The sequence below is a fragment of the Pseudomonas sp. GW456-E7 genome, from assembly GCF_059424105.1.
This window is the reverse complement of sequence record NZ_JBWKZB010000035.1, coordinates 58,420-70,854: the sequence shown is the minus strand read 5'-3', so window position 1 is coordinate 70,854 and position 12,435 is coordinate 58,420. Positions and strand designations below refer to the sequence as shown.

Here is a 12,435-nt window from a genome sequence, read left to right as displayed (position 1 = left end):
GCCAAATCCACCACCGCCAAAGCCGCCCCCGGATCCTCCGGAGCCACCCCGGCCGGCGGGAAGGATACCGAGCATCTGACACACAAAAACAGTCAGGATGAACAGCATCACCAAAAACACCAGCAACCCGGGATGCCGCGAGACGAAATCGTCCCCCGGATCGCCTCTGGATTCATACGCCGTGGAGGGTTCGTCCAAGGGGTTGCCGCCCAGCACCACCAGCATCGCCGCCACGCCGTCACTGATGCCTTTACTGAAGTTGCCGGTCTTGAATGCCGGGGTGATGACCTGGTTGATGATCACTGAACTCTGGGCATCGGTCAGGCGATCCTCCAGGCCATAGCCGACTTCGATACGCAACCGGCGCTCGTTCCGGGCGATGATCAACAGGGCGCCGTTGTTCTTGTCTTTCTGCCCGATCCCCCAGTGGCGGCCGAGCTGGTAACCGAAGTCGGCGATGTCGGTGCCCTGCAAGTCCGGCAACGTCACGACCACAAGCTGCTCGCCGGTGGCCTGTTCATGGGCCTGAAGCTGTTGGTTGAGCTGCTCGCGCACCACAGGCTCGATCATCTGCGCGTTGTCGACCACGCGCCCGGTCAGCGCCGGAAAACTCAGTTCGGCCCGGGCCGTGATCGCCACCACCCACAACAACAGCATCAGGCCCGCTTTCAACACGCGCATTGGCTACCTCTTCCATCCCGAACCTGGTCTGTAGGAGCTGCCGCAGGCTGCGATCTTTGACCTTTGGCGCTCGCGAAAAAAATCAACGGCAAAAGATCGCAGCCTTCGGCAGCTCCTACAGGGTTGCGTCAGAATTTGACTTCCGGGGCCTTTTCCGAGCCCGGCGTGGCTTCGAAGGTCTCACGCACCGGCAGGTCGCTGTACATCACCGTGTGCCACAGGCGACCGGGGAAGGTGCGGATCTCGGTGTTGTATTTCTGCACTGCGAGGATGAAATCGCGCCGGGCCACGCTGATGCGGTTCTCGGTGCCTTCGAGTTGCGATTGCAGGGCGAGGAAGTTCTGGTTGGCCTTGAGGTCCGGATAACGCTCGGAGACCACCATCAAACGGCTCAAGGCGCCGCTGAGCTGATCCTGGGCTTGTTGGTACTGCTTGAGTTTTTCCGGGTTGTCGAGGGTCGAGGCATCCACCTGGATCGACGTGGCCTTGGCCCGGGCCTCAATGACCGCGGTCAGTGTCTCTTCTTCATGTTTTGCGTAGCCCTTGACCGTTTCCACCAGGTTGGGAATCAGGTCGGCGCGCCGCTGATACTGGTTCTGCACCTGGCCCCAGGCGGCCTTGGCCTGTTCGTCGAGGGTCGGGATGTTGTTGATGCCGCAGGCGGTCAGCAACGTGGCCAGCATCAGCAGCGTGACGACCTGCAAACGCGAGCGGTAGGTTGGACTTGCATTCATCAGGATGTCGCTCCCTTGTACATTCATGAAAAAACCGACCGTGAAACCTTCTGGGCCGGCTCTTGGGGCATAATCGCCCGCGCCTCTGGATTGCAACGGGCCGATGGGCTAAAAAGAGGCCCTGCGCAAAAACGCATCCGCCACCTGGCTGTCGTTTTTTGGCTCTGGTTTTTTGAGCCGGCACCCGAACAACAATAGACGCTCCCTAAATTTTGGCTGGCCGGCGTGCATATCGCCGTTTGGGCCCTTGAGAAAACTATTCATGAAGAAGCTGTGTTTGCTGGGCCTGTTCGTCAGCCTGGCCAGTCATAACGTATTGGCCGCCACGACGCCCGCACCCCTGGAGAACAAGGAAGCCTTCGTCAGCAACCTGATGAAGCAAATGACCCTCGATGAAAAAATCGGCCAGTTGCGCCTGATCAGCATCGGCCCGGAAATGCCTCGCGAAATGATCCGCAAGGAAATCGCGGCAGGCAACATCGGCGGTACGTTCAACTCGATCACCCGTCCGGAAAACCGGCCGATGCAGGACGCCGCCATGCGCAGCCGCCTGAAGATCCCGATGTTCTTCGCCTACGACGTGATCCACGGCCACCGCACCATTTTCCCGATCCCGCTGGCCCTGGCCTCGAGCTGGGACATGGATGCCATCGGCCTGTCCGGGCGCATCGCCGCCAAGGAAGCCGCGGCTGACAGCCTCGACATCACCTTCGCGCCGATGGTCGACATCTCCCGCGACCCACGCTGGGGCCGTACCTCCGAAGGCTTCGGCGAAGACACCTACCTGGTGTCGCGCATTGCCGGCGTGATGGTCAAGGCGTTCCAGGGTACTGGCGCGAACGCGGCCGACAGCATCATGGCCAGCGTCAAGCACTTCGCCCTGTACGGTGCGGTCGAGGGTGGCCGCGACTACAACATAGTAGACATGAGCCCGGTCAAGATGTACCAGGACTACCTGCCACCGTACCGCGCCGCCATCGATGCCGGCGCTGGCGGGGTCATGGTCGCGCTGAACTCGGTCAACGGCGTGCCGGCCACCGCCAACACCTGGCTGATGAACGACCTGCTGCGCAAGGAGTGGGGCTTCAAGGGCCTGGCCGTCAGCGACCACGGGGCGATTTTCGAGCTGATCAAGCACGGCGTTGCCGCCGACGGTCGCGAAGCGGCGAAGCTGGCGATCAAGGCCGGCATCCACATGAGCATGAACGACACCCTGTACGGCAAAGAGCTGCCTGGGCTGCTGAAGTCCGGCGAAATCCAGCAGAGCGACATCGACAACGCCGTGCGTGCGGTGCTCGACGCCAAGTACGACATGGGCCTGTTCAAGGACCCGTACCTGCGCATCGGCAAGGCCGAGGACGATCCGGTCGACACCTACGCCGACAGCCGCCTGCACCGCGCCGAGGCCCGTGATGTGGCGCGCCGCAGCCAAGTGCTGTTGAAGAACCGGAACGAGACCCTGCCGCTGAAGAAGACCGCGAAAATCGCGCTGGTCGGTCCGCTGGCCAAGGCGCCCATCGACATGATGGGCAGCTGGGCCGCCGCGGGCAGGCCAGCCCAGTCCGTCACCCTGTTCGACGGCATGACCAACGCCCTGGGCGATAAATCGACGCTGATCTATGCCCGTGGCGCCAACATCACCAGCGACCCGAAAATCCTCGGTTACCTGAACTTCCTCAACTTCGACGCCCCGGAAGTGGTGGATGATCCGCGCCCGGCGAATGTGCTGATCGACGAAGCGGTGAAAGCGGCCAAAGAGGCTGATGTCGTCGTTGCCGCCGTTGGCGAATCCCGTGGCATGTCCCACGAATCGTCGAGCCGCACCGACCTGAACATCCCGGAAAACCAGCGCGCGCTGATCCGTGCCCTGAAAGCTACCGGTAAACCGCTGGTGCTGGTGTTGATGAACGGCCGCCCGCTGACGATCCTCGAGGAGAAAGAACAGGCTGACGCGATCCTCGAAACCTGGTTCACCGGCACCGAAGGCGGCAACGCCATCGCCGACGTGCTGTTCGGCGACTACAACCCGTCGGGCAAACTGCCGATCAGTATCCCGCGTTCGGTCGGTCAGATTCCGACCTACTACAACCACCTGACCATTGGCCGGCCGTTCACCCCGGGCAAGCCGGGCAACTACACCTCGCAGTACTTCGATGACACCACAGGTCCCCTGTACCCGTTCGGCTATGGCCTGAGCTACACCGAGTTCAGCCTGAGCGACATGGCGCTGTCGTCGACCACGCTGAACAAGACCGGCAAGCTCGACGCCAGTGTCACGGTGAAAAACACCGGCAAGCGCGACGGCGAAACCGTGGTGCAGTTGTACATCCAGGACGTGGCAGGCTCGATGATCCGCCCGATCAAGGAACTGAAGAACTTCCAGAAGGTGATGATCAAGGCCGGCGAGCAGAAGGTCGTGCACTTCACCATCACCGAGGATGACCTGAAGTTCTACAACACCCAACTCAAGTACGCGGCGGAGCCGGGCAAGTTCAACGTGCAGATCGGCCTGGATTCAGAGGACGTGACGCAGCAGAGTTTTGAGTTGTTGTAATTAATCAAACACCGCATAACCCTGTGGGAGCGAGCTTGCTCGCGATGAGGCCATAACATTCAACATCATTGTTGACTGTCAGGCCGCCATCGCGAGCAAGCTCGCTCCCACAGTGGTTTCAGGGTGTTTGAAAGTTTGGGATCAACCGCGCCGATCCAGCAGATTCACCACCACCCGATCCACCCATCCCCACACCCGCTGCTTGACCCGTTTCCACAGTGGTCGGCGCTTCCATTCTTCCAGGCTGACTTGCTCGCTCAACCCGAAGTCCCGTTCGAAACTCGCCGCTACCGCTCGGGTCAATCCGGGGTCCAGTGCTTCCAGGTTGGCTTCCAGGTTGAAGCGCAGGTTCCAGTGATCGAAGTTGCACGAACCGATGCTCACCCAGTCATCGATCAGGACCATTTTCAGGTGCAGGAAACACGGCTGGTATTCGTAAATCTTCACGCCGGCCTTGAGCAGTCGCGGGTAGTAGCGATGCCCGGCATAGCGCACGGAGGGGTGATCGGTACGCGGACCGGTGAGCAGCAAGCGCACATCCACGCCGCGGGCAGCCGCCCGGCGCAGGGAACGGCGGACCTTCCAGGTCGGCAGAAAATACGGCGTGGCCAGCCAGATCCGTCGTTGACCGCTGTTCAGGGCGCGCACCAGCGATTGCAGAATGTCCCGGTGTTGACGGGCGTCGGCATAGGCCACCCGGCCCATGCCCTCGCCACTGGACGGTACACGGGGTAGCCGCGGCAAGCCGAAATGCGAAGCCGGCCGCCAGGCGCGACGATGGCGGTTGGCGATCCACTGACGATCGAACAGCAGCTGCCAATCGAGCACCAGTGGGCCGTTGATTTCCACCATCACTTCGTGCCATTCGCTGACGTCTTCGCCCGGCGTCCAGAACTCGTCAGTGACGCCCGTGCCGCCGACCACGGCCAGGCTCTGATCCACCAGTAGCAGCTTGCGGTGATCGCGGTAGAAGTTGCCGACCCAGCGCCGCCAGCTCAGGCGATTGTAGAAACGCAGCTCCACCCCGGCGGCCATCAGCCGCTGGCGCAAGGCCAGGGTGAAGGCGAGGCTGCCGTAATCATCGAACAGGCAGCGCACCCGCACACCGCGCTCGGCGGCCTGCACCAAGGCCTGGACCATGGCTTCGGCACAGGCACCCGCCTCCACCAGATACAGCTCCAGCTCTACCTGTTCTTCCGCCCGGGCAATCGCCACCAGCATGCGCGGAAAAAACTGCGGGCCATCGATCAGCAGTTCGAAGTGGTTGCCTTCACGCCAGGGAAAAATCGCTCCGGCCATGTCAACGCGCCGTGAAAATCAGCACCGCACCCACCGGCACCGAAAGACTGATGGCCGAGAGGCCGGCCATTTTGCGCAACGTTTCCAGGCCAGGTGCCAGATCGAAATCCTCGGCGTTGATCACCAGCGGTTCGAGGGTCACCACCTGGAAGCGCCGGTCATCGAGACGGGTCGCCAGCAACTGTGCGTTGTATTCGTGTTGCTTGCCATGCAGGTCGACGGTCAGTGGCAGGCGCAATTCCAGCTGTGCGCCGGGGGCGAGGTCGTTGATCGGGCGCAGATCGATTTTCGTGGTGATCAAGGCGTCAGGGAACCGCTCGACCTGGAACAGCTCCTTGCGCATGCGCTCATCGCGCAACGGGACGCCGCTGTTGATCGACTCCAGTTCGACTTCCACCTGCGCCAGCCCCTGGGGATCGACCTTGCCGTGCAACACCAGAAAGCGCTGCACTTCGGAAACATTGGCGTTTTTGGTGCTGACAAATGACAGGCGTGAAGATTCGCCATCGAGGTACCAGTCGGCGCGGGCCGACAATGCAGCACCGGTCAGCAGCAGAAAAACGAGGGATCGGAGGGCGGAGCGCTTGAACATAGAGACTCGTAAGGCAGAGAAACCTGTGCTGAACCTTAACCGGCCTGCCACAGGTTGCAAGAAATGTGTTGCCTTGAGTCTCTAAACCGCCACAAGTTCCAAATCAGGCCATCGCCTGCTGCACATCGCCAATGGTCGTGGCCAGGCTGTTGAGGTGCAGGTTGAGTACTCGCTCCACCGGCGCCTGATCCATCGGCCAGTGCAGCGCCATGCTGCCGACCAGGCGGCCATCGGTGCGGATCGGCAGGGCCACCGCGCGAATCAGGAACGGCAGGCGCACCGGATACTCCCAGTAACCCTCGGTGCGCTGGCCGAAGCCTTGATGCAATGCCTGCTCAGTTGTGCTGAACAGGGACTCGTCCGTCATTCGCTCACGGCTGGCCAGACGCTCCACTTCATGGCTGTCCAGCTCGCCAAGGCAGGCCCGCCCCATGGCCGAATGGAACAGGCTGGCGTGCTGGCCGACGATCTGGCAGTTGTTCGGGTATCGCTTGCGCAGCACCGTGGGGATCGCGCTTTCCATGACTTCGATCCGCTCGCCGTCAAAGCACGACAGGTCCGCCACCAACCCGGTGCGCTCACTCAACGCCAGCAACAGCGGCGCGGCGTTTTCCACCAGACGCCGCTTGAAGCGCTGCTGACTGTCACCAAACAGGCGCTTGGCGCACAAGCGATAACGCCGGTCGCTCAGGCCGCGATAGATCCAGCCCTGCTCCTGCAAGGTCAGCAACATGCGCGACACCGTGGCCTTGGGCAGGCTCGTCAGGTAGTGCAACTCCTCCAGCCCCAAAGCCTGATGCTCACCCAGCAACTCGACAATCGCCAGGGCGCGCTCGACGGAACGCACGCTACCGGTTTCTGCCTTGCTCTCCATAGGTTCGATCTCCCTAAGCGCAGATGGATGATCACTTTGCGCAGCAAAATGCGGGCCTGTCCGCTGGGCTCATGCATTTTGCAGACAACCGGGCGGGCAGCGCTTGACCCATTGAGTCAACTGCTCATGGGCATACGCCAGTTGTAAAACCGCAAGGTCAGCCTGGGCCCGCCCCATGATTTGCAGGCCCATCGGCAGTCCGGCGGGGTTGAATCCCACCGGTACACTCATGCTCGGCAACCCGGCCAGGGTCGGCCCGATCACCACTTCCATCCAGCGGTGGTAGGTGTCCATGGCGTGCCCGCCAACAACGCGCGGCCAAGGGGTTTGTGCATCAAAAGGAAACACTTGGGCGGTGGGCAACAACAGGAAGTCGTAACGATCGAACAATTCGTTCAGCGCTCGATACCACTCGCTGCGACTGACCGAGGCCTGATAGACATCCGCCGCCGTCAGACGCAACCCGCCCTCGACTTCCCATCGGGCTTCGGGTTTGAGGTGTTCGCGTTTTTGCGCATCGGCATACAACCCGCCGAGGCTGCCTTGCACCAGCCAGTGGCGATGCACCAGCCAGGTTTGCCACAGGCGCTCCATTGAGAAATCCGGCTGGCAGGCCTCGACCTTGCAACCCAAAGTGGCGAAGTCCTGCAACGCCGATTCACACAGGCTCATGACGCCGGGCTCCATCGGCAGGTAGCCGTTGTAGTCCCCCAGCCAGCCCAGCCGCACGTCCCTGAAATCCTGCTGCAACGACTGGTGAAATATCCCCGGACCTTCAGTCAGCGACAACGGCACGCGCGGATCGTACCCGGCCTGGGTGCCGAGCAAACGGGCAACATCGGTGACCGTGCGGCCCATCGGTCCTTCGGTGGCCAGTTGCTGGACGAACATCTCAGGTCCGGGCCCGAACGGCACACGCCCCTGGGACGGACGCAATCCATAGACGTTGTTGAACGCCGCCGGATTGCGCAGCGAACCCATCATGTCGCTGCCGTCGGCCACCGGCAGCATGCGCAACGCCAGCGCCACCGCCGCCCCGCCGCTGCTGCCACCGGCAATCAAGGTCGGATCGTAGGCGTTGGTGGTGGTGCCGAACACGCTGTTGTAGGTTTGCGAGCCGAGGCCGAATTCCGGGACGTTGCTCTTGCCGATGATGATCGCCCCGCAGGCGCGCACCCGCGCCACGCTGATGGCGTCGTGTTGCGGAACCTGCTCGGCGAACAGCGGTGAGCCCATCGTGGTGCGCAAACCGGCGGTGGCCGCCAGGTCTTTGACCGCCTGCGGCATGCCGTGCATCCAGCCTCGGGACTGGCCCCGGTCGAGTTGGCGATCACACTCGTCGGCCTCTGCCAGCAATGCCTCGGCCGGGCGCAGGGACACCAGCGCATTGACCTGTGGATTGAAGCGTTCGATCTGCGCCAGATACGCCTGCATCACCTCGCGACAGGACACCTGCCGCCCATGAATGGCCCGGGACAGCGCATCGGCGTCCATTTCAACAATCGGATTGCTGCTCAAGGTTTCACCCCAAGATTGAGTTCAACGGATCTTTTTGCCCGCGGCGTTTCTTGCATGCAGTAGGTGCCGAGCAACGTCAGCAAGCAGGCGAACAACACGTAGAACGATGGCGCCACCGGAGTCGCCAGGACCTTGCTCAGCCAAGTGACGATCAGCGGCGCGAACCCACCGAAGACCATGACGGCGACGTTGTAAGCCACCGACACACCGGTGGAACGCACTTCGATGGGGAACTGCTCGGCCAGCGCGGTCGGAGCCGGGCCGAAGAAACCGCCGATCGCACTGCACAGCAACAGTTGCATCACCAGCAAACGCTCCACCGATGGCGCCGCCGCCACCCACACGTACAAGGGATAAACCATCAGGAAAAACGCCAGGGTGAAGGCCATCAACACCGGGCGCCGGCCGAGTCGGTCCGACAGTGCGCCAGACAACGGAATGATCACGGTCATCAGCGCCACCGCGAGCATTTGCACCAGCAACACCTGATCCAGCGGCAGGCCGAGATTCTTGTGGGCAAAGGTTGGCATGTTCACCAGCACCACGTAGAACGACACGGTCGCGCCACAGGCCAGGCCCATGGACACCAGAATGCTGCGCCTGTGTTCGCGGAGCACTTGCATCAGGCTTGGGCTCGCGCCTTTGGCCTGTTTGCGTGCTTCGAGAAACTCCTCCGGTTCCTCCATGTGCTTGCGAATCCACAGCCCGACCGGGCCGATCAGCAAACCCAGCACAAACGGAATCCGCCAGCCCCAGCTCTCCAGTGCCTCAGGGGACAGCAGGTGGGTGAACAATGCGACCATCGCCGCCCCGGAGAACACCGCCAGGCATTGCCCGACCAATTGCCACGAGCCGTACAAGCCCTTGCGGTGCGCCGGTGCGCTTTCCACCAGGAACGCCGTGGCGCTGGCGTATTCGCCGCCTGTGGCGAAGCCTTGCAGCATCCGCGCAACCACGATCAACAGTGGCGCACCCATGCCGATAGCGGCGTAGTTCGGTGCAAACGCAATCAGTGCGATGGAGACAGTCATCAGGCGAATGATCATCTGCATCGCCGCCTTGCGCCCTTTGCGGTCCGAATACATGCCCAGCAGGATGCCGCCCACCGGACGCATGAAGAAGCCGACGCCGAAAGTCGCCAGGGCCATCAGCAAGGAGGCGTATTCGTCGTCAGAGGGGAAAAACTGCCGGGCGATGATGCTGGCCAGAAAGCCGTAAACGATGAAGTCATACCATTCCAGCGCGTTGCCGATAACCGCGGCGACCACCTGCCGGGTGCGCGAAACGCCGGTGCTCGAAGTCTGCATGGGGGAACTCTCCAAAAACCTGTTGGGTAACGGCGGGCACGGCAGCGCGCACCCGGTCCGGCGGCAGTAGAAAGTGAGGAAATCAGGCCGGTTTGAGCCAGCTCTCGGTCAGTGCGCCCCAGTACGCGGCACCAGTCAGCAGGATGTCGTCGTTGAAGTCATACGCGGGGTTGTGGACCATCGGCCGCGACACGCCATTGCCGATGAACAGGTAGGCGCCGGGGCAACGTTGCAGCATCCAGGCGAAGTCTTCGCTGCCCATGAGTTTGGGGGTATTGCCATCGACCGCATCGGCACCGACCAGATCAACGCCGACTTGCCTGGCGAATTCGGTTTCGGCTGCATGGTTGACCAGCACCGGGTAGGCCGGACGATGTTCGATGCGCGAACTGCAACCGAAACTCCGGGCCTGGGATTCGATGATTGCGCGCACGCGTTCGAGGGTCTGCTCGCGCACTTGGGCATTCAGTGCCCGCAAGCTCAGGCGCAGGATTGCCTGTTGTGGAATGACGTTGGCCGCCTCCCCCGCCTGCAACGCGCCCACCGTGACCACCGCCGCCTGTTGCGCATCGATGTTGCGCGCGACCACGGTCTGCAGGGCCATGACCACGCTGGCCGCCGCCACCAGCGGATCGACCGCCAGATGCGGCATCGAACCGTGGCCGCCGACACCTTCGATGGTCACGTCAAGCAAATCCTGCGAGGCCATCATCGGCCCCTCACGAAAACCCAAATGGCCGGCAGGTAGCCCCGGCATGTTGTGCATGCCGAACAGCGCATCGCAGGGGAAACGTTCGAGCAGGCCATCGGCAAGCATCGCTTCGGCACCGCCCTGGCCTTCTTCGGCAGGCTGGAAAATCAACGTCAGGGTGCCGTCGAACTGGCGTGTCGCCGCCAGGTAGCGCGCCGCGCCCAGCAGCATCGTGGTGTGGCCGTCATGCCCACAGGCGTGCATGCAACCCTGATGCTGGCTGCTGTAGGTTACGCCGGTGTTCTCGATGATCGGCAGCGCATCCATGTCCGCCCGCAAACCGAGTCTGCGCGGGCTACTGCCATTACGCAGCACGCCGACTACACCGGTCTTGCCGATGCCGGTGTGCACCTCGTAGCCCCAATCCGCCAGGGATTTGGCCACCAGCGCCGAGGTGCGGTTTTCCTCGAAGCCGAGTTCCGGGTGGGCGTGGATGTCCTGGCGGGTGGCGTGCAGGTCGCTGGCCACGTCGTTGAGCCAGGCAAGGATGTGCTGATATCGGGTCATGACGATTGTCCTCGGGCCGGGTGTAGTCCCGTTCTTGTTGTTCGCAGTGATTTCGCGACACGTCAAAGGCAGGTCGCGCTCACCGCCAGATAACCGCGAGTCGCGCGCCAGGACAATCGAATGTGGTTCCACAGAGTGGAACCTGAAGGGATATCAGGGCTGCAAGCGACAGCCCTGACGCTCGCCGATCCACACGGCGCTGTTACTGCGGCCCATGCCGCTGACCGTTACGCGCTTGGCGCTCGGGTCATCGACAAAGCCACTGGTGGGCAGCCATTGCTTTACATAGCCGTGGCAGTACTGGGTATCGTTACCCATCACGTAGCGGCACGAGCAGTATTCCTTGGCGGTGTAGGCGCTGATGATGTCGGGGAACGCCCACAGCGCCTCACGCTCGTGCCAGATCCAGCCGAGCAAGGCGATCAGCGCAATCAGCAATAGCGAACTGACCGGTCGACGGCGAATGAAACCGCTCATGGCTGCACCCTCCCGGCAAAGGCCTTGAGCGAGAGCCTGAGCAATTCGTTGTGCCGGTAACTGCCGTCGCGGTCATCGCCGTAGCGGACGATCACCAGCTGTTCACTGGGGATCACATACATCGCCTGCCCCCAATGCCCCAGTGCAGCAAAGGTATCGGCGGGGGCATCGGGCCAGGGTTGTGCCGCGCCCTCAACCGCTCGATTGAGCCACCACTGGCCGCCGGGAACGGCATCGTCTTCGTGGGCATGATAGTGAGCGAACGGCTCGCGGTTGAACGCCACCCAGTCCTTGGGCAGCAGCTGCCTGTCTCCCCAGCGCCCCTCGCGGGCCATCAACAGTCCGACCCGGGCCAGATCCCGTGCCGTCAGGTAGGCATAGGACGACGCGACGAACGTGCCGGCGGCATCGGTTTCCCACACGGCGTGGCGAATGCCCAGCGGTTCGAACACAGCAGTCCATGGATAGTCGGGATAGCGGTCGGGGCCGACGATGGTTTTCAGCGCGGCGGACAACAGGTTGCTGTCGCCGCTGGAGTAGCGAAACGCCTGCCCCGGCGCGGCGTACGCAGCATGGGCCGCAGTGAACGCGGCCATGTCGTGGTGCCCGCGGGTGTAGAGCATGGCCACCACCGAAGATTTCAGCGGGGCGTACTCGTAATCTTCTTGCCAGTCCAGGCCTGAGGCCCAGTGCAGCAGGTCGGCCATGGTCATGTCGGGATGCTTTTGCAGGGGCGGATAAAACTTCGCCACCGGGTCACCGAGTTTGAACAAGCCTTCGCCATAGGCCACGCCGAGGACGGCGGCCATCAGGCTCTTGCTGATCGACCAGGTCAGGTGCGGCGTCTCGGCCGTCGTCGGGCCGGCATAGCGTTCGTAGAGCAACTGGCCGTCGCGGATCACCAGCAAGGCATCGGTGCGAATGCCCTGGCGAGTGCTGTCATCGCGGGACGGGAAGGTGTAGGCCTCCAACGCTTGAAGCGCCGGGCCGGCCGGCGTCGGGGCGGTCGGCCATTGCTCGGCGGGCCAGTACTCGGCCTGGGCCGTGACGCTGAGCAACAGCAGAAAAATCAGGGACAAGCCTTTGGGCATGGCGGGGGCTCACAGGGAATAACCGGGTCAGCCTAGCCCAACTAAATGAC

11 protein-coding genes are annotated in these 12,435 nt (G+C 62.5%); 1 reads left to right on the top strand and 10 read right to left on the bottom strand.

The genetic code is table 11. From position 1 onward, the window contains the following. On the bottom strand, window positions 1-681 hold a 681-nt coding region (locus AC07YV_RS21095; protein ID WP_102701050.1), incomplete at its 3' end, for a TPM domain-containing protein. A gap of 128 nt (window positions 682-809) precedes the next feature. After that, window positions 810-1,415 (bottom strand): LemA family protein, encoded by a 606-nt coding sequence (locus AC07YV_RS21090; protein ID WP_007976733.1) that lies wholly within the window; start codon window positions 1,413-1,415, stop codon window positions 810-812. Between the two features lie 262 nt (window positions 1,416-1,677). Between AC07YV_RS21090 and bglX the strand changes: the two genes are divergently transcribed. After that, window positions 1,678-3,969 (top strand): beta-glucosidase BglX, encoded by a 2,292-nt coding sequence (bglX, locus tag AC07YV_RS21085; RefSeq protein WP_102701049.1) that lies wholly within the window; start codon window positions 1,678-1,680, stop codon window positions 3,967-3,969. Window positions 3,970-4,110: 141 nt separating this feature from the next. Here bglX and AC07YV_RS21080 read toward each other — a convergent pair whose 3' ends face one another. From AC07YV_RS21080 to AC07YV_RS21045, 8 genes are all read right to left on the bottom strand, one after another. Beyond that, on the bottom strand, window positions 4,111-5,268 hold the full coding sequence (locus AC07YV_RS21080) for a phospholipase D-like domain-containing protein (protein ID WP_102701048.1): 1,158 nt from the start codon (window positions 5,266-5,268) through the stop codon (window positions 4,111-4,113). Between the two features lies 1 nt (window position 5,269). Continuing rightward, entirely contained in the window at window positions 5,270-5,860 is a 591-nt protein-coding gene (locus AC07YV_RS21075) for a YceI family protein (RefSeq protein ID WP_102701047.1), read from the bottom strand. A 103-nt stretch (window positions 5,861-5,963) separates the two neighbouring features. Then, window positions 5,964-6,734, bottom strand: a complete 771-nt coding sequence (locus AC07YV_RS21070) for an IclR family transcriptional regulator (RefSeq protein WP_008000154.1) — start codon at window positions 6,732-6,734, stop codon at window positions 5,964-5,966. Window positions 6,735-6,803: 69 nt separating this feature from the next. Then, entirely contained in the window at window positions 6,804-8,252 is a 1,449-nt protein-coding gene (locus AC07YV_RS21065) for an amidase (RefSeq protein ID WP_494990347.1), read from the bottom strand. Further along, window positions 8,249-9,559 (bottom strand): citrate-proton symporter, encoded by a 1,311-nt coding sequence (locus AC07YV_RS21060; protein WP_102701045.1) that lies wholly within the window; start codon window positions 9,557-9,559, stop codon window positions 8,249-8,251. Before AC07YV_RS21060 ends, AC07YV_RS21065 begins: the two co-directional genes overlap by 4 nt. Window positions 9,560-9,641: 82 nt before the next feature. Continuing rightward, window positions 9,642-10,817 (bottom strand): M20 aminoacylase family protein, encoded by a 1,176-nt coding sequence (locus AC07YV_RS21055; protein ID WP_102701044.1) that lies wholly within the window; start codon window positions 10,815-10,817, stop codon window positions 9,642-9,644. 153 nt (window positions 10,818-10,970) lie between these two features. Next, window positions 10,971-11,294: a hypothetical protein gene (locus AC07YV_RS21050; protein ID WP_007996069.1), complete on the bottom strand. Its 324-nt coding sequence runs from the start codon at window positions 11,292-11,294 to the stop codon at window positions 10,971-10,973. Then, entirely contained in the window at window positions 11,291-12,385 is a 1,095-nt protein-coding gene (locus AC07YV_RS21045; protein ID WP_102701043.1) for a serine hydrolase domain-containing protein, read from the bottom strand. The genes AC07YV_RS21050 and AC07YV_RS21045 overlap by 4 nt, the downstream gene beginning before the upstream one ends. Window positions 12,386-12,435 lie beyond the last annotated feature (50 nt).